We start from the raw sequence: 21,638 nt of genomic DNA, 5'->3' as shown, positions 1-21,638 counted from the left end.
CCCAAGCTCCGGAGGTGCGCTCGTGATCGCGCTTCGTATCGCCACCCTGGCGTCCGCGGCCGCCCTTCTCTCGGCCTGCGCCGCGGGACCCACCTATAAGCCGCCTGTGGCGGGCACGGCCGAGGCCGGTCCCTTCGTCTCAGCCGAGGCCGGTCTCTTCGAGCCCGCGACCGCCTCCCAGGACTGGTGGAAGCTCTACCAAGATCCCGTGCTCGACGGTCTGGTGGGCGAGGCCCTGGCGGCCAACCGCGACATCGCCGCGGCCGCCGCCAATCTGGCCCAGGTGCGCGCCAGCCTGTCGGAGACCCGCTCGGGCCTGCTGCCGTCCACCACCGTCTCGGGCCAGGCCGCCCGGGTCCGGGCCCAGGACGCGACCACGGGCCGGTTCGCCGAGGACGACGCCTTCAGCCTCGGCTTCGAGGCGGCCTATGAGGTGGATCTCTTCGGCCGGGTGCGGCGCGCCCTGGAGGCCGCCAGGGCCGACACGGCCGCCGCCCAGGCCCTGCTGGATTCGGCGCGGATTTCGGTCGTCGCCGAGACGGCCCGCGCCTATGCGGACATCTGCGCGGCCAATCTGCAGATCGACACCGCCCGCCGCACCCTCGAGCTGCAGCAGAACACCTTCGATGTCACCCAGGCCCAGCTGGACCTGGGCCGCGGCGCAGGCCTCGACGTGGCCCGCGCCCGCGCCCAGCTGGAAAGCACCCGGGCGTCTGTGCCGCCCCTGGAGGCTCAGCGCGACAGCGCCCTCTTCCGGCTGGCCGTGCTCACCGGCCGGCCCCCGGCCGAGGCGCCCGCCCACGTCCTGGCCTGCCGTTCGGTTCCCGAGGTCCGGACGGCGATCCCTGTGGGGGACGGCGCGGCGCTCCTGGCCCGTCGCCCCGATGTGCGGGAGGCCGAACGCCGCCTGGCCGCGGCGACGGCGCGGATCGGGGTGGCCACGGCCAGCCTCTATCCCTCCGTCACCCTGGGCGGCGCTATCAGCACCCAGGCCCGCGAGGCCGGCGATCTGGGGGATGACTACAGCTTCAGCGTCGGCCCGCTGATCAGCTGGAGTTTCCCCAATATCCTCGCCGCCCGGGCGAGGATCGCCCAGGCCGACGCGGGCGCCCAGGCCGCCCTGGCCCGGTTCGAACAGACCCAGCTCAACGCCCTTCAGGAAACCGAGAGCGCGCTCATCCAGCACGCCCGCAACCTGGAACGGCGGGCGGCCCTGCAACGGGCCGCCGAAGAGGGCGCGCGCGCCGCGCGTCTTTCGCGCCTGCGTTATGACGCCGGGGTGGACAGCTTCCTGACCCTGCTGGACGCAGAGCGCACCGAGGCCGGCCTCCAGGCGGAGCTGGCCCAGGCTGAGGCGCAGGTGGCCGGCGGGCAGATCGCCCTGTTCCGCGCCCTGGGCGGCGGTTGGGAAGGTCTCAACCCTTAAACTCCGCTGCGATCCAATCCCCGCCTGCCGCGTTCAGAGAGCGGACGACGCGCGGCGGGGATCACCCATGGTGGCCGACCTTATCGAGACCTATCGGCCCGCCTGGGCGCCGATCTGGATCATCCACCTGGCGGTGATCGTCCTCTGCGCCCTGCTGGCGGTCATGCTGCACGCCCTGGCCGCCCGGCTCGTGCGCAGCCTGCTCAATCGCCGCAGCGCCTATTGGGCCACGCTGATCGCCAAGGTTCGCCGCCCCACCCGCCTGGCCGCCCTGCTGCTGGGACTGGGGTTCGGCGCAAGCCTCGCCCCCATTGGCGAGGCCGGCCAGGAAGCCATCCGCCGCACCCTGGCCCTGGGCGTGGTCGTCTTCCTGGGCTGGACCGCGGCGACGGCGCTCGACATCTGGAGTCTGGCCTATACCCGCCGCTTCAAGCTGGACGTGGACGACAATCTGGTGGCGCGAAAACACGTCACCCAGATCCGCATTCTCACGCGATCCGGGACCATACTGATCCTTGTCCTCACCACGGGCCTGGCCCTGATGACGTTTCCGGGCGTGCGGCAGTATGGAGTCAGCCTGCTGGCCTCGGCCGGCGCGGCCGGCATCATCGCGGGCCTCGCCCTCCAGCCCTTCCTGACCAATCTGATCGCTGGCGTTCAGATCGCCACCACCCAGCCCATCCGCATCGACGATGCGGTGATCGTCGAGAACGAGTGGGGCCAGATCGAGGAGATCACCTCCACCTATGTGGTGGTCCGCCTCTGGGACTGGCGCCGCATGGTGCTGCCGCTCACCTACTTCATCCAGAACCCGTTCCAGAACTGGACGCGGGAGACCGCCTCCCTGATCGGCACGGCCCTGATCTATGTGGACTACCGCGCCCCGGTGCCAGTGCTGCGGGCCAAGCTGGAAGAGATCGCGCGGGGCTCACCCCTGTGGGACGGGCAGGTGGTCAATCTCGCGGTGACCGAGCTCTTTGAGCGCACCATGCAGATCCGCTGCCTGGTCAGCGCGCGCAACGCCGGCCAGACCTTCGATCTGCGGTGCGAGGTGCGGGAGAAGATGATCGCCTTTCTGCAGGCGGAAATGCCTCATGTCCTGCCCCGGGACCGGCTGGAACTGGGCGAGGAGCCCAACCAGCCCTTCCAGGATGTCACGGCCGGGCCGCAGGGCGCAGATCAAGCGCCGCGGTCTGCTGGTCCCCTGGGATGAACTGGAAGTCGTCCGGGGGCGCAGCGCCTGGATCGCGGCCCGCATGGTGGTCGATGACAGCCCGCGTCACCGCCTGCATCAGGGCCTGGCGTTCGGGTACGGCCGCGGTGGTTTCGGCGATCATCACCGCCACCGCATAGACCCGGCCGTCCGGAGCTGTGAGCAGGCCGACATCGTTGTAGCCCGTGGCGCGGGCGCCCATCACCTGGCCGGTGCCGGTCTTGTGGGCCAGGGACCAACCCTCCGTCAGGCCGCCGCCCAGGCGCTTGGGACCCGTCCGGCTCGCGGCCATGAGGGTCAGCAGCTGCTCCGTGGCGTCGGCGCCCAACAGTTCGCCGGAGGCCAGCCGGTCCAGGGCCGCCGTCACCGCGCCCGGCGTCGCGCCGTCGGGCGGGTCGGCCAGATAGGCCTCCAGGGCGGCCAGGCGCCGGCCCTGGGGCATGGATTCCCGGGCGCGCCAGAAGCTCTGACCGAAGGAGAAGTCCGGCCGCCAGTCCAGGCCGGCGATGGCGGTCTGGAAGAAGCGTTCCTCATCGCCGAAGCCGATGCCGTCCAGGGCCTTCTCGCCCATGACGGCGCGCACCCGGTCGGGGCCGCCCACCAGGCGCATCAGCACGTCATTGGCGGCGTTGTCACTGAGTGTGGTCGAATTCTCCAGCAGCGCCATGACCTGGGTGCGATAGGTCCCGCGGCCCACCTTTTCGCGCAGGGGCTGGTGGAAGATGGAGAGGTCCTCCCGTCGGACCAGCACCGTATCGTCCAGGCGAAGTTCTCCGCGATCCACGGCGTCGAGGACGCTCAGCGCCACCCAGAGCTTGCTGACGCTCTGCTGGGGATAAGGGCTTTCCAGATCGACGCCCGCCGTCCAGTCGGCCGAGACGTCGCGCACCGCGATGCCGGCCCGGCCGGGAAAGGCCAGGGCGAGGTTCTCCAGGTGGATCTGCAAGGGTCCGGGCGCGGCCGGCGGCCCCTTGCGCAGCGTCAGGCCGATCCAGTCGGCCTGATCGGCCTCGCCTGCGCCCGGGGTGGCGGGCAGAGGGGTGAGCCAGCCCAGGCCCAGCAGGCAGACCGCCAGGGTGGACAGGGCCAGGGCCTTCACCGCCCGGCGGCGGGCGTGGCGGCGGGCTCGCCTGCGATCCTCCCGCCTGAGCCGCGCGGCCTCGACCGAGAAGTCCTCCCCCTGCACCTGTGGTCCCCCTTGTCGTCCCTCTAGACCATGCCGGCCTTGCGCAGCGCCTGATAGGCCTTGATCACCCGCTGCAGCTTGTGTTCGGCCGACCGGTCCCCGCCATTGGCGTCCGGATGGCAGCGTTTCACCAGCTCGGTGTAGCGGGCGCGGATGGCCGGCCCCTCGGCGTTCTCGTCCAGATCCAGGTCCGCCAGGGCGTTTCGCTCAAGCTTGCCCAGCCGTCGGGCCGGCTCCGGGGCGGGCTTGCTCGCGCCCGGGCCGAAGCCGCCGTGGCCGAACATGTTGAAGGGGTCCTGATAGCCGCCCTTGCCCCGGCTGAAGGACGCCGTGAAGCTCGCCGCCTCCCGGGACATTCGGCTGGCCTTGAAGTCCCAGGTGGGCCGTCCGCCCGTGGTCTGCTCAGCTTCCTGGCGGGCGCGGATCTCGCCTTCGCTCATGCCGGCGAAGAAGTTCCAGTTGCGATTATATTCCGCAGCGTGGGGCTGGCAGAACCAGTAGTGCTCGTTCATCAGGTCGCGAGACTTGGGCGCCCGCGCGCTGGCGGGCATGGAGCATTCCGGGTGATCACAGCGCCGCTCGCCGGGCTTCAGGGCATAGACATCATCGGCCTGCTCCGCTTCGCCCGCCTTGGGGGGGCGCACGCGGATGTCGACGAACTTGGGCTTGTATTGAAACGCGCCGGCCATGCCCCAAGTATGGGGGCAGAGACGCCGCATTTGAAGAATTGAAGATAAGCGCGATGGGCGCCATATTTGATGCCATCCACACAAAGCTGACCGAGGCCTTCGACCCCTCGCGCCTGGAGATTCAGGACGAGTCCTCACGCCATGCCGGCCATGCGGGCGCGCGCCCGGGGGGCGAAAGCCATTTCAACGTCGTGATCGAGGCGCAGGCTTTCGCCGGCGCGCCCAAGGTCGCTCGCCAGCGAATGGTCTATCGCGCCCTGGCCGAGGAACTGGCCGGGCCGGTGCATGCGCTGTCGGTCAAGGCCTTGGCGCCCGGCGAAGCCTGAGCCGGACTAAAGATTTCTGATCGGGCGGCCTCCGCCCGGCGTTTGGGGAGACGCCTGTTGCAGACCAGCTTCACCGTCAACGGACGAGCGGTCACGCTCGACCTTGATCCGCGCACGACCCTGCTCGACGCCCTGCGCGAGCGGCTCGACCTGAAGGGCTCCAAGAAGGGCTGCGACCATGGCCAGTGCGGCGCCTGCACCGTCCTGGTGAACGGGACGCGGATCAACGCCTGCCTCTCCCTGGCGGTCAGCCATGAGGGCGACGAGATCACCAGCATCGAAGGCCTGGGCGACCCAGAGAACCTCCATCCCCTGCAGGCCGCCTTCCTGGAGCATGACGCCTTCCAGTGCGGCTATTGCACGCCGGGCCAGATCTGCTCGGCGCTGGGCATGCTGAACGAGGTCGCCCAGGGCTGGCCCAGCCACGCCGATCCACAGGTGGCCGCGACGCCCGCCATGTCGGATGAAGAGATTCGCGAGCGCATGAGCGGCAATATCTGTCGCTGCTCGGCCTATCCCCAGATCGTGGCCGCCATCCGCGCCGCTTCGGGAGCTGCGGCATGAAGGCGTTCACCTATGAGCGGGCGAGCGATCTGGAGTCCGCCCTGGCCGCCGTGGCCGGTCGGCCCGACGCCAAGTTCATCGCCGGCGGGACCAATCTCGTCGATCTCATGAAGCTGCAGATCGAGCAGCCGGCCCATCTGGTGGACGTGTCCCGCCTGCCGCTCGCCGCCATCGAGGAGACGGCCGAGGGCGGGCTGCGTCTGGGCGCCATGACCACCAACAGCCAGGTGGCGGCCGATATGCGGGTGCGGACGCGCTATCCCGCCCTGGTCCAGGCCATCGTTTCCGGCGCCTCCGGTCAGCTGCGCAACAAGGCCACCACGGGCGGGAACCTGCTGCAACGCACCCGGTGCCCGTACTTCTACGACACGTCCAAGCCCTGCAATAAGCGTAAGCCCGGCGCCGGCTGCGCGGCCATCGGCGGGATCAGCGCCAATACGGCGATCTTCGGGGCCAGCGAGGCCTGCGTGGCCGTCCATCCCTCGGACATGGCCGTGGCCCTGAGCGCCCTGGACGCCCAGGTGGAGACGCGCTCGGCCGACGGCGGGTCACGGACCCTGGCGGTGGAGAGCCTGCATCGCCTGCCGGGAGAGACGCCCCATGTGGAGACCGAGCTGTCGCCGGGCGAGATGATCACCGCCGTGGTCCTGCCGCCGGCGCCGCCGCCCGCGAGCCAGATCTATCGCAAGGCCCGCGAACGGGCCTCCTACGCCTTCGCCATCGGCAGCGTGGCCGTGGCGGGAGGGCGGATCGCCCTGGGCGCTGTGGCCCACAAGCCCTGGCGCGCCCAGGCGGCCGAGGCGGCCCTGGCCGCCGGCGCCGCCCCCGCCGAGGCCATGGCCGCCGAACTGGCCGGCGCGCGCCTGGACGGACGCAATGACTTCAAGTCGAAACTCATGGGCCGGCTGGGCGCGGTCAGCCTGGACGCCACGCGCGCGGGGAGGGGCTGATGAGCTCTGTAAAGGACTGGGCGGCGCCGACCCCCATCAGCGACAACCGCAGCGGCCTGATCGGCAAGGGCGTCGATCGCTATGAGGGCCGCCTGAAGGTCACCGGCCAGGCGCCCTATGCCTATGAGGTGGAGGCGCCCTCCAGGCCGGTCTACGGATTTCTGGTGGGGTCGCCGGTGGCGCGGGGGCGGGTGGTCTCGGCCGACATCGCCGCCGCCCAGGCCGCGCCGGGCGTGCTGCTGGTCTGGACGCACCAGAATGCGCCGGCCCAGGCGCCGCGCGGCGCCAAGGCCAATCCCCGCAGCCAGCGGGGCTCCAACCCGGCCCTGGCCGACGCGACCATCGAGCATTTCGGCCAGCACATCGGCTTCGTGGTCGCCGACACCTTGGAAAACGCCCGCGCCGCGGCCGCCCTGATCCGGTTCGAGTTCGATCGCCAGGACGCCGATCTCGACTTCGATCACCTGCTCGACAAGGGCGAGCAGCCCGAGGGCGAGGACGACGTCCGGGTGGGCGACTTCGAAGGCGCCTTTGCCAAGGCCGCGGTGAAGCTGGACGAAACCTATTCCAGCCCGATCCAGAACCACGCCCAGATGGAGCCCTGCGCCACCACCGCCTGGTGGGAGGGCGACCAGGTGACGGTCCACACCTCGATCCAGATGGTGAAGGGCGGCCAGCACGCCCTGGCCGAAACCCTGATGATCCCGTCCCAGAATGTGCGGCTGCTGACGCGCTATATCGGCGGCGGCTTCGGGGGGAAGGGCCAGTCCTATGACGACCTGACGCTCTCGGCCCTGGCGGCCCGCGCGCTCGGGCGGCCGGTGAAGATCGCCTACACCCGCCAGCAGATGATGCAGGCCACCATCCACCGCCCGGCGGTGAAGATGCGGGTCCGGCTGGGCGCCGCCGAGGACGGCCGGCTGGAGGCCTTCGCCCTGGAGGCCGTCACCCACTGCCGGCGCGAGGCGCCCTTCACCGAGCACGCGGCCAACTTCTCCCGCAGTCTCTATGCCGCCCCCAACCGGCTGACCGGCCACCGCCTGGTGAAGCTGGACATTCCCGCCGCCGGCGCCATGCGCGCCCCGGGAGAGGCGTCCGGCATGCTCAGCCTGGAATGCGCCATGGACGAACTGGCCGAACAGCTCGGCCTCGATCCCATCGAGCTGCGCCTACGCAATGAACCCGAAGTCGATCCTGAGACCGGCAAGCCCTTCTCCACCCGTCAGCTGGTCCGCTGCATGACCGAAGGCGCCCAGCGTTTCGGCTGGGAGCGGCGCAATCCCCGGCCGGGCCAGGTGCGCGACGGGCGCTGGCTGGTGGGCCTGGGCATGGCTGCGGCCATCCGGGGGAACTTCCTGTTGCCGGCCAAGGCCGGCGTCCTGGCCGACGCCCAAGGGATCATCACCCTGCGCCAGGGCATGACCGACATCGGCACCGGCACCTACACCATCCTGGCCCAGATCACCGCCGAGACCCTTGGCGTGCCGCTGGAGCAGGTGCGGGTGGAGCTGGGCGACTCCGATTTCCCCCCGGCGCCCGGCTCGGGCGGTCAGTTCGGGGCCGCCACGGCGGGTTCGGCGGCCTTCGCCGCGGGCATGAACCTGCGCAAGGCCCTGGCCGAACTGGCGGTGGGCGATCCCAACTCGCCCCTGTTCGGCGATGATCCGGAGCTTGTCACCTTCGCCAATGGCAACATCGCCGTGGACAACCGCGCCGAGCCGATCGGCGTCCTGGTGGCCCGGGCTGCGCCGGACGGCGTCTATGTGGAGGGCTCCATCAGCCCCGCCGCCGACGCCCGGGACTATTCCCAGCACACCTATGGCGCCCATTTCGCCGAGGTGGGGGTGGATCCCGACACCGGCGAAACCCGGCTTCGGCGCATGTTCGGAGTCTTCGCCGCCGGGCGAATCCTGAACGCCAAGACGGCCATGAGCCAGATCACCGGCGGCATGATCTGGGGGGTCGGCACGGCCCTGCACGAATATAACGAGGTCGACCCCCGCTACGGCTCGTTCCTGGCCCAGGATCTGGCGGGCTATCACGTGCCGGCCCATGCCGACATCGCCGATCTGTCGGCCATGTTCCTGGACGAGGTGGACGACAAGGCCAATCCGCTGGGGATCAAGGGCGTCGGCGAACTGGGCATAGCCGGCGCGGGCGCGGCCATCGCCAACGCCATCTACAACGCCTGCGGCGCCCGGGTGCGCGACTATCCGCTCACCCCTGAAAAGGTTCTGGCCGCCCTGCCCTAAGCCCCCTTCAAGGGAAACGCAGACGCGGTCAGCCGACCTTGGCGCGCAGCTCGCTCAGAATGCGGGCCAGGTCGCTCTCGCGGAACGGCTTCTGGAGAACCGGGGTGCCCTTGTCCACGTCGCGCAGGCCCGCGTCGCCATAGCCGGTGGCGAAGGCGAAGGGCGCACCCTTTTCCCGCAGGATATCGGCCAGGGGGAAGATGGGCTGGCCGCCGAGATTGACGTCGAGGACCGCGCAGTCGAGCTCGGCGTCGCCCACCAGGGCGATGGCCTCGTCCAGGCGCGAAGCCGGCCCCACGACCTTGCAGCCCATGTCGGCCAGCATGTCCTCGATGAGCATCGAGACCATCATCTCATCCTCGACGACAAGAACGCGCAGTCCGTCAAGGCGGGGGGTCTCGGTCATGAAAATGACTCCTCAGAGCGCTTCTGAGGCACAGTCTTGCAGCAATCATTCAAGGAAAGCAAAGCAGACGCGACCTTGGCGGCTGGTTTCCAGCCTCTCTCACCCTGTGCCGACATTGAACCTCCCCTTGTTCAGCCCCGCTGAACGGCCTGGGGTGTTATTGGTTCCCTGCAGCGTGAGATTTTTCTTCCGCAGCGGCGACGCGCGCTACTCGGCCACCACCTCAATGGGGGGAGAGACCCGCAGGGCGGTGATCTGGTTGCGCTCGCGCCGCACGATCTGGAAGCGGTGCCGGTGGAAGATGAAGCTCTGACCCACCCGCGGAATGGTCTGGGCCTCATGGATCACCAGTCCCGCCACGGTGACGGCATCCTCGTCGGGCAGGTCCCAGTCCATGGCCCGGTTCAGGTCGCGGATCGGCACTGAGCCGTCCACATTCACTGAGCCGTCAGGCTGCGGCCGTACGCCGGGGACGGTGACGTCGTACTCATCCTCGATCTCGCCGACGATCTCCTCGAGGATGTCCTCGAGGGTGATGAGGCCCTTCAGCCCGCCATATTCGTCCACCACCAGGGCGAAGTGGGTGTGGCGCTTCAGGAAGGCGTTGAGCTGATCCTTCAGATTGGTGGTGTCGGGAATGAACCAGGGTTCCCGGGCGAAGGAGAGCACGTCCAGCCGCTCCATGTCGCCGTCGGCCTGAGCCAGGGCGCGCAGCAGGTCCTTTGCGTGCATGACGCCCACGATATTCTCGGGGTCGTCCTTGTAGATCGGCATCCGCGTATGGGCGCTGTCGAGCACGGCGGCCACGAACTCCCGCACCGGCAGGCCCGCATCCACCATGGCGATGGACTTGCGGTGCACCATCACCTGGCCGACATCCATCTCGGCCAGGTCCAGGACCCCGCCCAGCATCAGGCGGTCGCGGTTCTCCACCAGGCCTTCGGAGTGGTGATACTCCACCGCGCCGCGGATCTCCTCATGGGCCGCCAGCACATCGGTCTCCATATCGAGCCGTATGCCGAAGGGCCGCAGGGTCATCCGCACCACCCACTGGGCGCCCGAGGCGATGGGCCCGAAGATCTGCACGATCCACGTCGCCGGAATGGACAGGGCGCGGGCGGCCTGATCGGGCCGGGCGATGGCCAGGGTCTTGGGCAGGATCTCGGCGAAGATGACCACCAAGGCGGTCATCATGGCCGTGGCGATGAGGGCGCCTGTGGGGCCGGGCAGGGCGGCCGACAGCACCGTGGTGGCCAGGGCGGAGGCGCCGATATTGATGGCGTTGTTGGAGAGAAGGATCGCCCCGATCATCTTCTCCTGGTCGCCGATCAGGCGGTTGACCCGGGCGGCGGCCTTGTCGCCGTCCCGCTCGAGCTTGTGCATCCGGCTGCGGCTAGCGGCCGTCATCGCCGTCTCGGTGCCCGAGATCATGGCCGAGCAGAACAGCAGGAACAGGATCGCCGGCGCCAGGCCGATCAGAATGGCGGTGATCATGCGGCGGCCTCGTCCTGCGATGCGCCGTCCTCGATCAGGAAGTCGCGCACGGCGGCGGCCTCGACCTCCTTGGCCACGAAGGCCTCGCCCAGGGCGCGGGCCAGGATGAAGGTCAGGCGACCGCCCTCAGCCTTCTTGTCCTGCGCCATGTGCGACAGCAGGGCCTGAACGCTGAACGGGCCGCCCGGCGCCTGGCGCATCTGGGTGGGCAGGCCGGCTGTGGCGATGGCGGCCTGGGCCCGCTCGGCGTCCTGTTGCGGGCAGAGTCCCTGGCGGGCGGAAAACCGGAAGGCCTGGGCCATGCCGATCGCCACGCCTTCTCCATGCAGCAGCTCATGACCATAGCCGGTCTCGGCTTCCAGGGCGTGGCCGAAGGTGTGACCAAGATTGAGCAGGGCGCGACGGCCGGATTCCCGCTCGTCCTCCGCCACGATCTGCGCCTTCATTTCCACCGAACGGGCCACCGCCCGGGCCAGGGCCTCGGGCTCGCGGGCCAGGACCTGAGCGGCGTTGATCTCCAGCCACTGGAAGAAGTCGAAGTCCCCCAGAAGGCCGTACTTGAGCACCTCGGCATAGCCGGCGCGCATCTCCCGGTCGGTCAGGGTGGACAACACGTCCAGGTCGGCCAGGACCAGCCTGGGCTGATGGAAGGCGCCGATCAGGTTCTTTCCCCGCGCCGTATCGATGGCGGTCTTTCCGCCGACGGACGAATCCACCTGGGCCAGCAGCGTGGTGGGGATCTGAATGAAGTCGATGCCGCGCTTGTAGATGGCCGCGGCGAAGCCGGCGAGGTCGCCCACCACCCCGCCGCCGAAGGCGACGATCATGTCGCCGCGATCCAGCGACAAAGCCAACAGGTCGTCGCTGAGCCTGGCCAGCATGCCGAAGCTCTTGGAGCCTTCCCCGGGGGGGACCAGGATCGGAATGGCTGTGACGCCGGCCCGGCCCAGGCCCTGGGTCAGCCGCGCGCCATGCAACGCCCAGACGGTCTCGTCGCTGACCACGGCCACGCGCCCGCGCTTCAGCAGCGGGGCGATGTGCTCGCCGGCGGCGTCCAGTAGGCCGCCGCCGATCAGGACGCGATAGGCCCGGTCGCCCAGGCCGACCTCGACGGTGGTGATCATGGCTGGGCCTCCAGATGCGCCAGCAGGGCGTCGATCACCTGGCCGACCGTCACATGATGGGGGGTGTCGCCGGTCTCCACCGTCACATGCGCCTCGGCATAGGTGGGATAGCGCGCCTGCGCCTGGGCGCGCAGGACGGTGAGCGGATCGGCGTCCTTGAGCAGGGGCCGGGTATCCTTGCGACCCACCCGCCGGGCCAGCAGTTCCAGGTCCGCCTTGAGCCAGACGATCAGCGCCTTTTCCTTGAGCAGTGCCCGGGTCTCGTCGTTCATGAAGGCGCCGCCGCCGGTAGCCAGCACATGGGGCGGCTCTTCCAGCAGGCGCTGGATCACCCGTCGCTCCCCGTCGCGGAAGGCGGCCTCGCCGAGCTCGGCGAATATCTCCTTGATGGAGCGGCCGGCGGCCGCCTCCACTTCGGCGTCGGCGTCCCGAAAAGCGAGGCCAAGCGCGTTGGCCAGTCGACGTCCGACGCTGGATTTTCCAACGCCCATCAGCCCCACAAGGGCGATGGTGCGGGTCTTCAGAGGGTCATAGCGGTCCATGGGCAGCTAGGCTTTACACGAGCCGGGCGGCTTGCGCCAATTGCGCCGAGGGCCGCCCCGAAGTCGCCCGCCGAAAGCCTCAGGCCTTGATCGACCCCTTGAGATAGGCGCGGATCCCCGGCCCATAGGGCGGACGCATCCGCTGCAGGGGGCCGATATCCTTCTTCAGCTGGCTGTAGACCGACTTGCGATGGCTGAACTCCTTGAAGCCGTCATGGCCGTGATAGGCGCCCATGCCGGCGGGACCCACCCCGCCGAAGGGCAGGTCTTCCTGCGCCACGTGGAAGATCACGTCATTGACGGTGGCGCCGCCTGAGGTGGTGCGGCTCAGCACCTGGTCCTTCTCGGCCTCGTCTGTCCCAAACCAGTAGAGCGCCAGGGGCCGGGGGCGGCTGTTCACATAGTCGATGGCATCGGTGACGCCGCGATAGGTCTTCACCGGCAGCACGGGGCCGAAGATCTCCTCCTGCATGACCGCCATGTCGTCGGTGGGATCGAGGATCAGGGTGGGGGGGATCTTGCGGTGGGGCTGCTGGCGGAAGTCTTCGCCCGCCGGGTTCAGCTCCACGATCCGGGCGCCCTTGGCGCGGGCGTCGTCGATATAGCCGGTGATCCGCTCATAGTGCTTCTGGGCGATGATGGCGGTGTAGTCGGGATTGTCGCGCAGGGTGGGGAACATCTTCTCCACCGAGCCCCGGGCCGCGTCCACGAAGGCCTCGACCTTGCCTTCGGGCGCCAGCACATAGTCGGGCGCCAGACAGATCTGGCCGGCGTTCAGCGTCTTGCCCGCCATGACCCGGGCGGCGGCCACCTCCAGGTCGGCGGTCTCCGACAGCACGACCGGGCTCTTGCCGCCCAGCTCCAGGGTCAGGGGCACCAGATTGTCGGCTGCGGCGCGCATCACATGCCGGGCCACGCTGGTGCCGCCGGTGAAGATCAGGTGGTCGAAGGGCAGGCTGGAAAACGCCTCGCCCACGGCCGGGCCGCCGGTGATCACCGCGATCTCATCCTCGGTGAAGGCCTTGGCGAACATGGCCTTCATGAGCTCGGAGGTCTTGGGCGTGAATTCCGACGGCTTGATCATGGCCCGGTTGCCGGCCGCCAGGATCCCGGCCAGCGGCCCGAAGGTCAGGTTGACCGGGAAGTTCCACGGGCTGATCACGCCCACCACGCCCTTGGGCTGATACTGGAGCTGAGCCTTGGCGCCGAAGAGGCCGAGGATGGCCGGCGTGGTCTTGCGCTTTTCCGGCGCCATCCACTTCCGCAGATGGGCCTTGGCGTGTTTCAGCGGCCCGATGGAGGCCGAGATGTCGGTCAGGCCGGTGGCCTCCCGCGAGCGGGAGCCGAAGTCCTCGTTCACCGCATCGGCGATGGCTTCGGCATGGTCCACCAGCAGGGCGATGCAACGATCCAGGCGTTCGGCGCGCAGGGCCTCGCTGGGGGGACCTTCGGCGAGCTGGGCGGCCTTCTGGCGTTCCAGAATGCGCAGCATGTCCTGGCGGCTGGGTTCGGCGGTGCTCATCTTCAGGCCTCCCGATAACTTTGTTCGGCAGTGAAGCTCAGTTGACGCCACGGCCGTCACCTCAAATTCGCGCCAGGGGGCATGACCCGCGGCCAAGCTGGCCTATGGTGGCGCCATGATGACCCTTCGCGCCCTCATACTTTCCGGCCTCGCCGCAGGCCTGCTCGTCAGCGCCCCGGCCCGCGCCCAGGAGGTGGAGGCCACGGCCCTTCCGCCGCTGGACTTCTTCTCCGCCTCGGGCCGTCCCACCGGCCTGGCTGAGACCCTCTGGGATCAGGCCTCGGCCCGCACCCTGCGAACCGTCCTTCCCCTGTTGGCCGAGCGGCCTCTCAGTCCGGCCGCCGAGGCCCTGGCCCGACGCCTGCTGGCCGCCGGCGGCCGAGGCCCTGAGGGCGCGGGCGACGACCCCGAGGTCGCCGCCCGGCGCCTGCAGGCGCTGATGGCCCTGGGCGACACGCCTGCGGCGCGCACCATCCTTAGCCGCACCGCCGGCCTCGCCCGCAGCGAACCCCTGTCGCGGGCGGCGGCGGAGGCGGCCCTGCTGGCGGGCGAGGATCAGGCCGCCTGCGACATCGGCCGGGCGCTCAGCGTGGATCGCGACCAGGTCTATTGGCTGCGCCTGCGGGCCTTCTGTCAGGCCCAGGCCGGTGAGACGCCCGCCGCCCAACTCACCTATGACCTGGCCCAGGGGGTGGCCCGCGATGCGGTCTTCGCGCGCCTCATGGGCGCGATCCTGACCGGTGCGGAGCCTGGGGCGGGCGCCCTGCGGGGCGGCCTGGACTACGCCCTGTCCCGGCGGCTGGGCCTGGAACTGAGCGCGGTGGAGGCGCCGCCGGCCATAGCCCGCGCCCTTGCTGGAGAGGCGCCGCCCCGCGAGGCGTCGTGGAACATCGTGGCGGGGTCTGGCCCCCTGTCGGCGGCGGTGGCCGTCCTCGCCCAGGGCGACCTCGACCTTGCGGAAAACCTGCGCGCCGTTCTGGCCGAACCGGACGCCGAGCCGGTGGACGCGCTGGGCCTGGCCCTGCTGGACGCCCTGATCGCCGCCGCCCGGGGCCGGCAGGACCGCGCCACCCTCGATCGACTGGTGGAGCGCGGCGGCGTGGGCGAGGCCCGGGATCGCCGCCGGGCCCAGGACGGCGCGCTCATCCTGGCCGCCCTGGGCACGCCCTTCGGGGCCGACGCCCGGGGGGAATTCGCCGCCTTCCCCATCGCCCAGGGAAAGGCGCCGCCGGCCAGGCTCGCCGCGATGGATCAGGCAGCCGAGGCGGGCCTGGTCGGGGAGACCGCCCTCCTGGCCCTCTGGACCAGCGCCGAGGCCGGACTGGCCGGGCCTTCGCCGGCCGACCGCGCCCGGATTATCCGCGCGCTCCGCGCCGCGGGCCAGGACGACCATGCCCGGGAGTTTGCGGTGGAAGGCCTGCTGGCCCTGCGATGAGCCGTGCTCAGGCCGAGGGCTGGATCGAGGCCTTCCTGGAAATGATGTCGGTGGAGCGGGCCGCGGCCCAGAACACCCTGAAGGCTTATGGCAAGGATCTGGCCGACGCCCAGGCCTTTCTCGACGGCCAAGGCGCCAGCCTCGCCGACGCCGCGCCTGAGGCCGTGGAGGCCTATTTCGCCGACATCGCCGCCCGCGGCCTGTCGGCGTCCACCGCGGCGAGGCGTCGGGCCAGCGTCCGCCAGTTCTATCGTTTCGTCCTGGGGGAGGGTTGGCGTCAGGATGACCCCTCCCGGCGGGTGGACGCCCCGCGCAAGGGCCGCGCCCTGCCCAAGGTGCTCAGCCGCGAGGAGGTGGACGCCCTGCTGGCGGCGGCCGCCCGTCGCGACGGCGCCCAGGGCCTGCGTCTGGCCTGCATGGTGGAGCTGATCTACGCCTCGGGCCTGCGGGTTTCGGAGCTGACGGCCCTGCCCCTGGCGGCGCTTGCCCGCGACCCGGCCTATCTCATCGTCAAGGGGAAGGGCGGCAAGGAGCGGCTGGCCCCGCTGAATATTGCGGCCCGCGCGGCGGTGAAAGCCTATCTGGAGGTCCGCAAGGCCTTCCTGCCCAAGGGCGACGCCGCCAATCCCTGGCTCTTCCCCTCCCGCGGGGCCGGCGGGCGGCTGACGCCCAGGCGTTTCGCCCAGCTGCTGGATGAAGCCGCCCGCGCGGCCGGCGTCGATCCGGCGCGGGTGAGCCCGCACGTCCTGCGCCACGCCTTCGCCACTCATCTGCTGGAGGGGGGCGCCGATCTGCGGGTGGTCCAGACCCTGCTTGGCCACGCCGATATCGCCACCACCCAGATCTACACCCACCTGGCCGAGGACCATTTGAGCGAGGTGGTGGCAACCAAGCACCCCCTGGGGCGTAAGCGCTAGCATGCAGACCGACACGTCCCAGATCAGCGAGTTCATCCTCTTCAGCATCGGCCGCACGCCGGTGACCCTGGGCGGCCTGATCGCCGGCGGTCTGGTCATCCTGGTGGCCCTGACAGTGGCCCGACTGGCCACCCTGGCCCTGCGCCGCCTGCGCAGTCGCGCGCGGTTCGGGGGCGCGGCGCTCTATATCGTCGAAAAGCTGGTGACCTACGGGGTGGTGATCATCGGCTTTGTGGCCGGCCTCTCCACCGTGGGCATCGACTTCTCCACCCTGGCCCTCTTCGCCGGCGCCATCGGGGTGGGCATCGGCCTTGGCCTGCAGGGCGTGGTCAAGGAGTTCGTCTCCGGCCTCGTGCTGATCTTCGAGCGCACGGTGAATGTGGGCGACTATGTGGAGCTGGAGGGCGGGCGGCGCGGCCAGATCCAGGAGATCGGCCCGCGGGCCACGCGTTTGCGGAACAACGACAATATCGACATCATCGTCCCCAATTCGCAGCTGATCGAACAGTCGCTGGTCAACTGGACCCTGCATGGGGCGACCCGCCGGATCCACATCCCGTTCAGCGTCGCTTACGGCGTGGACAAGGACAAGGTGCGCGAGGTGGTCCTGGCCGCCGCCCGCGCCCAGCCCTTCACCCTGCCCGAATCCGACGCCCACAGGTCCCAGGTCTGGCTGGTGGGGTTCGGCGATTCGGCGCTGAACTTCGAGCTGCTGGTCTGGCCCGACCTGAATGCGGTCAAGCGGCCCAATGGCGTCCAGGCGGCCTATACCTGGGCCATCGACGACGCCCTGCGCGCCGCCCAGATCGAGATTCCCTTCCCGCAGCGCGACCTGCGCATCCGCACCCTGTTCGATCAGGAAGGCGAGGCGGCCTTGCGCGCCCTGCGCCTGGCCCCGCCGGAACAGGCCGGGCCTGCGCCCGAGTCGCGCTCGGGCCTGTCGTCCAATGACGCGGCGGCCGACATCCAGCGCCCCATCCCCGAGCCGGAGCCCGAGGACGGCGCAGAGGGCGAGGCTCTTCCCCCCGAAGGGCCGCCCTGACGCGCCCCGCCAAGGCCGACCTCTGAGCCGCGCCCTTGTGACCTTCCGCCAACCCGCCTAATTTCCCCCGCTTTCCGCGATCTCCTAGCGACAAGAGAACCTTGATGGCCGCCCATTATCTCGAGTTCGAGCGCCCCATCGCCGAACTCGAAGCCAAGATCGAGGAATTGCAGCGCCTGTCCGAGTCCGAGGCCGGCGGTCTGGATTCCGAGATCGAGGCCCTGCGCGCCCGGGCCGCCGAGCTGCGGGTCAAGGCCTACGCCAAGCTCGACCCCTGGCAGAAGACCCAGGTCGCCCGCCATCCGGAACGGCCGCACTTCGTGGACTATGCCGAAGGGCTGATCGAGGACTTCATCGAGCTGCGCGGCGACCGCAAGTTCGCCGACGACCAGGCCCTGCTGGGGGGCATTGGTCGGTTCCGCGGCCGGCCGGTGGTCATGATCGGCCATGAGAAGGGGCGCGACACCGCCAGCCGGGTGAAGCACAACTTCGGCTCCACCCGGCCCGAAGGCTATCGCAAGGCCATCCGCCTGATGGACATGGCCGAGAACTTCAATCTGCCGGTGATCAGCATCATCGACACCGCCGGCGCCTATCCCGGCGTGGGCAGCGAGGAGCGCGGCGTGGCCGAGGCCATCGCCCGCTCCACCCAGCGCTGCCTGACCCTGGGCGTGCCTATGATCTGCGTGGTGACCGGCGAGGGCGGATCGGGCGGCGCCATCGCCATCGCCTCTGGCGACCGGGTGTTGATCCTGGAGCACGCCATCTATTCGGTGATCTCGCCCGAAGGCGCCAACTCCATCCTCTGGCGCGGCGTCCGCACCGCCGAGGAGGCGGCCAAGGCCATGAAGATCACCGCCCAGGATCTTCTGAAGATGAAGATCGTCGATCGCATCGTGGCCGAGCCCCCCGGGGGCGCCCATTCCGACAAGGCGACCATGATCACGACCCTGGGCGACGCCATCGCCGAGGAACTGGACGCTCTCCAGGGCCTGTCTGCGGCCGGCCTGCGGGCGCGGCGCGCCGAACGCTTCTACGCCATCGGCCGCTCGGGCCTCTAGACTCGCACCCCTGACGCCGGGTCGCGGCTTGCCATGGCCCGCGCCAGGGTCTTCATTGCGTCCAAACAATCGTTTGGGAGGACGTGATGGCCTTGAAGACCCGTTTCACCGAGATGTTCGGCGTCGAGCATCCGGTCGTGCAGGGCGGCATGCAGTGGGTGGGCCGCGCCGAGCTGGTGGCCGCGGTGGCCAATGCCGGGGGCTTGGGCTTCATCACCGCGCTGACCCAGCCCACGCCCAAGGACCTGGTCAAGGAGATCGAGCGCTGCCGCGCCCTGACCGACAAGCCCTTCGGCGTGAACCTGACCATCCTGCCGGCGATCAATCCGCCGCCCTACGCCGAGTACCGCCAGGCCATCATCGATTCCGGCATCAAGATCGTCGAGACCGCCGGCAACAAGCCTGCCGAGCATGTGGAGGAGTTCAAGAAGCACGGCATCCTGGTGCTGCATAAGTGCACCGCCGTGCGCCACGCCCTGTCGGCCGAGCGCATGGGCGTGGACGCCATCTCCATCGACGGTTTCGAATGCGCCGGCCATCCGGGCGAGGATGACGTTCCCGGCCTGATCCTGATCCCGGCGGCCGCCGACAAGGTGAAGATCCCGATGATCGCCTCGGGCGGCTTCGGCGACGGCCGCGGCCTGGCCGCCGCCCTCGCCCTGGGCGCCGAAGGAATCAATATGGGCACGCGCTTCATGTGTACGGTGGAAAGCCCGATCCATGAGAATGTGAAGCGCCAGATCGTCGAGAACGACGAGCGCCAGACAGACCTCATCTTCCGCACCATGCACAACACCAGCCGGGTGGCGCGCAACGACATCAGCCGCCAAGTGGTGGAGCTGGAACGCTCCGGCGCCAAGTTCGAGGATGTGCGCGAACTGGTGGCCGGTTCGCGAGGCCGGGTGGTCTATGAAACCGGCGATCCCGACCACGGCATCTGGTCGGCCGGCCAGGTCCAGGGCCTGATCCACGACATTCCCACCTGCCAGGAACTGGTGAGCCGCATCGTCCGCGAGGCCGAGGAGATCATCCAGGCGCGGCTGGCGCGCATGGTCGGCGCCCGCGCCCTGGCATCCGCCTAGCCGGTTCGAGGCCACGCGCAGGCCGCCCCTTTGGCGGCCCGCGCGTGACTTTGGAGCTTGAGTAGAGGCCAAATCCCGCGCAACGGTTCCGGCCTCAGTCCGCAGTGAAATCCGTAAGCCCGTGGCCGCCCCCAAGGCCGATATCGCCCATCTGATCGAGACCCTCTATGCGGTGGCCGCCCAGCCTGACCGCTGGGAGGAGATCATTTCCGCTGTGGACGGCGCCGCAGATGCGCCGCCCGAAGCGACCGCCCTGCTGGCCCGCTTGCCTGGGCTGGAGGAGGCCTCCGGTATTTCGCCGCCGGAACTGGGCGTGGTCCTGTTGGGTCCCAGCGGCGCGGTGGTGGGCGCCAACCCGGCCGGCGAGGCGGTGTTCCGCCACCGGCTCGGCGTGATCGAGAGCCGGGGCCTGACCTTCTTCAATCCCGCCAATCACGAGGCCCTGGCCGATGCGCGCCGCCGCCTGGCCGATCCCCAGGCGCGGCAGGTTATCGTCAAGTTCGTCCAGGCCAGGGACGATGACCCCCACTTCGCCTATGTGACGCCGGTCTCGGCGGCGCCGGCCAATCTGCTCCTGGGGCTGGACGGCGCCGAACGGGCCGCCCTGGCCATCATCTTCCCGGCCCTGGAGGCCAGCGACCACCTCTGGCGCAGCCTGCGGGACAGTTTCGGCCTCACGCCGGCCGAAACCCGCCTGGCGGCCCGGCTCAAGGATGGCCTCACCCTCAAGGAGGCGGCCGAGGATCTGGGGGTCTCCCTCAATACGGTGCGCAACCAGCTGAGGGCGGTGTTCGAGAAGATGGGGCTGAGCCGCCAGAGCGATCTGGTGCGGGCCCTGGCCCAGTTGGGCGCCTTGACCAGCTCCCTTCAACCGGCCCCCGCCATCACTGTCAGGGCCACCGAGAGCGGCGCGCAGGACACGGCGCCGCCCGTTCTCAGCCATCGCCTGCCCGATGGCCGCAACCTGGCCTATCGCGACTATGGCGACCCGGGCGGTCGACCCTGCCTCCTGTTTCACCAGGGTCTGGGGTCAAGCCTTCTGCCGCGCGGCTCCGACGCTCTGGCGCGGGACCTTGGATTGCGCATCCTCGTGGCCGAGCGGCCTGGGACGGGCCGTTCCGATCCGCCCGCCGATCTCAGCTTCGCCGGCGTCGCGGCCGACATGCGCCACCTCACCGACACCCTGGGCCATGGCCGCGTTCGGGTGGCGGCCTTCATGTACGGCGCGCCCTTCGCCCTGGCCTATGCCTCGGCCATGGGTCGGCAGGTGGACCATGTCCTGCTGGCGTCTGGACGCTCGACCGGAGCCCAGGCGGAGGTCGAGGACGACCGGGTCCATCCCATGGTCCTGCTGCGGCGGCGCCTTGTTCGGGTGAGTTGGCTGGCCGAACCGCTCTACAGCCTGCTGCGCCGGCGCCTGTCCCCGCGCCAGGTGGAGCAGATGCTGAGAAGCGCAGCCTCGGCGGAGAGCGACCGGTCCTATCTGCGAAGCCATCCGCCGGTGGCCGACTTCATCCACGACTACATGCAGGAATCACTGTCGCGGTCGTCCAAGGGCGCTGCGCGGGAGACAGCGCTGTTGGCGCGCACCGAGCGGCTGGACCTGGACGGGCTTACAGCGCGCCTTCACGTCTGGTACGGGGCCGACGACCCGGCCGGCCGGGCCCGGGACTTCGTCGCCTGGCTTGGTCGCGACGACATCCACCTGCGGGAGGTTCCGGGGACGGGGCACTTCCTGCCGCTGAAATACTGGCCCGAGGTGATGGCCTGGCTGGCGGCCGAGGATCCCGCTCAGCTGATCGCCAAGAGGCTCTGAGCCAGGGCGTCCACCTGTTCGGCTTCCGTCGCCCAGGAGCACATTAAGCGCACCGATCCGTCGATGAACCGATAGACCGCCCAGCCCGCCCGGCGCAGGGCCGTCAGCTGCGCATCATCCATCTCGACGAACACCGCATTGGCCTCTACCGGGTGGGTGATCGGGAAGGGGCAGGCCGCCGCCAGGCGCGCGGCCATGGCGTTGGCGTGGGCGGCCCTGGCGGTGAAGGCGCCGGTCTCCAGCATGCCCAGGAAGGGCGCTGCATAGAACCGCCCCTTGGACGGCAGCTGGCCCGACTGTTTCAGCCGGGCGTCGAAGCGCCGGGTCAGGTCCTTGCGGAAGATCACGATCGCCTCGGCCGGCGTCATGCCCGCCTTGGTCCCGCCGATGACCAGCAGGTCGAGTTCAAGACTCTTCAGACGGCGAAGATCGAAGCCCGCCGCCGCCGCATTGGCCAGCCGCGCTCCGTCCAGGTGGACCCCGAGCCCGCGGGCCTTCGCCGCCTGGGTGAGCGTGGCCAGGGTCTGCAGATCATAGAGCGCTCCATACTCGGTGGCCTGTGTGAGGGACAGGGCGGCGGGGGGCTGGGCG

General features: G+C 69.8%; 20 protein-coding genes. 12 read left to right on the top strand and 8 right to left on the bottom strand.

Going from position 1 to position 21,638, the window contains the following annotated elements; all coding sequences use genetic code 11:
• Together V7D28_RS05625 and V7D28_RS05620 are read left to right on the top strand one after the other, a co-directional pair.
• A partial coding sequence (locus V7D28_RS05625; protein WP_333586386.1) for a TolC family protein occupies nucleotides 1-1,426 on the top strand: 1,426 nt, incomplete at its 5' end.
• A gap of 67 nt (nucleotides 1,427-1,493) precedes the next feature.
• Entirely contained in the window at nucleotides 1,494-2,639 is a 1,146-nt protein-coding gene (locus V7D28_RS05620) for a mechanosensitive ion channel family protein (RefSeq protein WP_333586385.1), read from the top strand.
• On the opposite strand, the gene V7D28_RS05615 is transcribed toward V7D28_RS05620, so the two are convergent.
• Both V7D28_RS05615 and V7D28_RS05610 read right to left on the bottom strand, forming a co-directional pair.
• The gene (locus tag V7D28_RS05615; RefSeq protein WP_333586384.1) at nucleotides 2,581-3,825 is read right to left on the bottom strand and encodes a serine hydrolase; all 1,245 of its coding nucleotides are present in this window, start codon (nucleotides 3,823-3,825) and stop codon (nucleotides 2,581-2,583) included. The genes V7D28_RS05620 and V7D28_RS05615 overlap by 59 nt on opposite strands.
• Nucleotides 3,826-3,848: 23 nt before the next feature.
• Nucleotides 3,849-4,514, bottom strand: a complete 666-nt coding sequence (locus V7D28_RS05610; RefSeq protein WP_333586383.1) for a J domain-containing protein — start codon at nucleotides 4,512-4,514, stop codon at nucleotides 3,849-3,851.
• Between the two features lie 53 nt (nucleotides 4,515-4,567).
• Here V7D28_RS05610 and V7D28_RS05605 point away from each other — a divergent pair, with 53 nt between their 5' ends.
• The 4 genes from V7D28_RS05605 to V7D28_RS05590 are packed head-to-tail and all read left to right on the top strand — an operon-like array spanning nucleotide 4,568 to nucleotide 8,606.
• Nucleotides 4,568-4,840, top strand: coding sequence for a BolA family protein (locus tag V7D28_RS05605; protein ID WP_333586382.1), 273 nt, complete (start codon nucleotides 4,568-4,570; stop codon nucleotides 4,838-4,840).
• 57 nt (nucleotides 4,841-4,897) lie between these two features.
• Nucleotides 4,898-5,404, top strand: a complete 507-nt coding sequence (locus tag V7D28_RS05600; protein WP_333586381.1) for a 2Fe-2S iron-sulfur cluster-binding protein — start codon at nucleotides 4,898-4,900, stop codon at nucleotides 5,402-5,404.
• Nucleotides 5,401-6,354, top strand: a complete 954-nt coding sequence (locus V7D28_RS05595) for an FAD binding domain-containing protein (protein WP_333586380.1) — start codon at nucleotides 5,401-5,403, stop codon at nucleotides 6,352-6,354. Before V7D28_RS05600 ends, V7D28_RS05595 begins: the two co-directional genes overlap by 4 nt.
• Complete coding sequence (locus V7D28_RS05590; RefSeq protein WP_333586379.1) at nucleotides 6,354-8,606, top strand: xanthine dehydrogenase family protein molybdopterin-binding subunit; 2,253 nt, start codon at nucleotides 6,354-6,356, stop codon at nucleotides 8,604-8,606. Before V7D28_RS05595 ends, V7D28_RS05590 begins: the two co-directional genes overlap by 1 nt.
• Before the next feature lie 28 nt (nucleotides 8,607-8,634).
• Here the strand turns inward: V7D28_RS05590 and V7D28_RS05585 are convergent, their stop codons facing one another.
• The 5 genes from V7D28_RS05585 to V7D28_RS05565 form a co-directional block, all read right to left on the bottom strand.
• Nucleotides 8,635-9,012: a response regulator gene (locus V7D28_RS05585; protein ID WP_333586378.1), complete on the bottom strand. Its 378-nt coding sequence runs from the start codon at nucleotides 9,010-9,012 to the stop codon at nucleotides 8,635-8,637.
• A 207-nt stretch (nucleotides 9,013-9,219) separates the two neighbouring features.
• Nucleotides 9,220-10,506, bottom strand: coding sequence for an HlyC/CorC family transporter (locus V7D28_RS05580; protein ID WP_333586377.1), 1,287 nt, complete (start codon nucleotides 10,504-10,506; stop codon nucleotides 9,220-9,222).
• Entirely contained in the window at nucleotides 10,503-11,630 is a 1,128-nt protein-coding gene (aroB, locus tag V7D28_RS05575; protein ID WP_333586376.1) for a 3-dehydroquinate synthase, read from the bottom strand. Before aroB ends, V7D28_RS05580 begins: the two co-directional genes overlap by 4 nt.
• A complete protein-coding gene (locus tag V7D28_RS05570; protein ID WP_333586375.1) occupies nucleotides 11,627-12,172 on the bottom strand; it encodes a shikimate kinase in 546 nt (181 codons plus the stop codon). Before V7D28_RS05570 ends, aroB begins: the two co-directional genes overlap by 4 nt.
• Before the next feature lie 79 nt (nucleotides 12,173-12,251).
• On the bottom strand, nucleotides 12,252-13,694 hold the full coding sequence (locus tag V7D28_RS05565) for a coniferyl aldehyde dehydrogenase (RefSeq protein ID WP_333586374.1): 1,443 nt from the start codon (nucleotides 13,692-13,694) through the stop codon (nucleotides 12,252-12,254).
• Nucleotides 13,695-13,809: 115 nt separating this feature from the next.
• Between V7D28_RS05565 and V7D28_RS05560 the strand changes: the two genes are divergently transcribed.
• From V7D28_RS05560 to V7D28_RS05535, 6 genes are all read left to right on the top strand, one after another.
• The gene (locus tag V7D28_RS05560; RefSeq protein ID WP_333586373.1) at nucleotides 13,810-15,129 is read left to right on the top strand and encodes a hypothetical protein; all 1,320 of its coding nucleotides are present in this window, start codon (nucleotides 13,810-13,812) and stop codon (nucleotides 15,127-15,129) included.
• Nucleotides 15,126-16,046, top strand: coding sequence for a site-specific tyrosine recombinase XerD (locus tag V7D28_RS05555; RefSeq protein WP_333586372.1), 921 nt, complete (start codon nucleotides 15,126-15,128; stop codon nucleotides 16,044-16,046). The genes V7D28_RS05560 and V7D28_RS05555 overlap by 4 nt, the downstream gene beginning before the upstream one ends.
• A gap of 1 nt (nucleotide 16,047) precedes the next feature.
• A complete protein-coding gene (locus tag V7D28_RS05550; protein WP_333586371.1) occupies nucleotides 16,048-17,088 on the top strand; it encodes a mechanosensitive ion channel family protein in 1,041 nt (346 codons plus the stop codon).
• A 104-nt stretch (nucleotides 17,089-17,192) separates the two neighbouring features.
• Nucleotides 17,193-18,149 carry an acetyl-CoA carboxylase carboxyltransferase subunit alpha gene (locus V7D28_RS05545; protein WP_333586370.1) on the top strand — a complete coding sequence of 319 codons (957 nt, stop codon included), beginning with the start codon at nucleotides 17,193-17,195 and terminating at the stop codon, nucleotides 18,147-18,149.
• An 86-nt stretch (nucleotides 18,150-18,235) separates the two neighbouring features.
• Nucleotides 18,236-19,231, top strand: coding sequence for an NAD(P)H-dependent flavin oxidoreductase (locus V7D28_RS05540; RefSeq protein WP_333586369.1), 996 nt, complete (start codon nucleotides 18,236-18,238; stop codon nucleotides 19,229-19,231).
• A 121-nt stretch (nucleotides 19,232-19,352) separates the two neighbouring features.
• The gene (locus V7D28_RS05535; RefSeq protein WP_333586368.1) at nucleotides 19,353-21,047 is read left to right on the top strand and encodes an alpha/beta fold hydrolase; all 1,695 of its coding nucleotides are present in this window, start codon (nucleotides 19,353-19,355) and stop codon (nucleotides 21,045-21,047) included.
• Here V7D28_RS05535 and V7D28_RS05530 read toward each other — a convergent pair.
• Nucleotides 21,023-21,638 (bottom strand): threonine aldolase family protein (locus tag V7D28_RS05530; protein WP_333586367.1); only part of this gene is annotated, 616 nt, incomplete at its 5' end. The two genes, V7D28_RS05535 and V7D28_RS05530, sit on opposite strands and share 25 nt — an antisense overlap.

This window comes from Phenylobacterium sp., from assembly GCF_036723115.1.
GTDB lineage: Bacteria > Pseudomonadota > Alphaproteobacteria > Caulobacterales > Caulobacteraceae > Phenylobacterium.
Note: the sequence above shows the minus strand (reverse complement) of the source record. Positions and strands in the feature narration are given on the sequence as shown.

Coding starts and splice junctions, on each gene's coding strand:
- V7D28_RS05560 (WP_333586373.1), top strand. CDS start 13,810: ATGATGACCCTTCGCGCCCTCATACTTTCCGGCCTCGCCGCAGGCCTG.
- V7D28_RS05565 (WP_333586374.1), bottom strand. CDS start 13,694: ATGAGCACCGCCGAACCCAGCCGCCAGGACATGCTGCGCATTCTGGAA.
- V7D28_RS05610 (WP_333586383.1), bottom strand. CDS start 4,514: ATGGCCGGCGCGTTTCAATACAAGCCCAAGTTCGTCGACATCCGCGTG.
- V7D28_RS05585 (WP_333586378.1), bottom strand. CDS start 9,012: ATGACCGAGACCCCCCGCCTTGACGGACTGCGCGTTCTTGTCGTCGAG.
- V7D28_RS05540 (WP_333586369.1), top strand. CDS start 18,236: ATGGCCTTGAAGACCCGTTTCACCGAGATGTTCGGCGTCGAGCATCCG.
- V7D28_RS05570 (WP_333586375.1), bottom strand. CDS start 12,172: ATGGACCGCTATGACCCTCTGAAGACCCGCACCATCGCCCTTGTGGGG.
- V7D28_RS05580 (WP_333586377.1), bottom strand. CDS start 10,506: ATGATCACCGCCATTCTGATCGGCCTGGCGCCGGCGATCCTGTTCCTG.
- V7D28_RS05545 (WP_333586370.1), top strand. CDS start 17,193: ATGGCCGCCCATTATCTCGAGTTCGAGCGCCCCATCGCCGAACTCGAA.
- aroB (WP_333586376.1), bottom strand. CDS start 11,630: ATGATCACCACCGTCGAGGTCGGCCTGGGCGACCGGGCCTATCGCGTC.
- V7D28_RS05555 (WP_333586372.1), top strand. CDS start 15,126: ATGAGCCGTGCTCAGGCCGAGGGCTGGATCGAGGCCTTCCTGGAAATG.
- V7D28_RS05590 (WP_333586379.1), top strand. CDS start 6,354: ATGAGCTCTGTAAAGGACTGGGCGGCGCCGACCCCCATCAGCGACAAC.
- V7D28_RS05605 (WP_333586382.1), top strand. CDS start 4,568: ATGGGCGCCATATTTGATGCCATCCACACAAAGCTGACCGAGGCCTTC.
- V7D28_RS05620 (WP_333586385.1), top strand. CDS start 1,494: ATGGTGGCCGACCTTATCGAGACCTATCGGCCCGCCTGGGCGCCGATC.
- V7D28_RS05550 (WP_333586371.1), top strand. CDS start 16,048: ATGCAGACCGACACGTCCCAGATCAGCGAGTTCATCCTCTTCAGCATC.
- V7D28_RS05595 (WP_333586380.1), top strand. CDS start 5,401: ATGAAGGCGTTCACCTATGAGCGGGCGAGCGATCTGGAGTCCGCCCTG.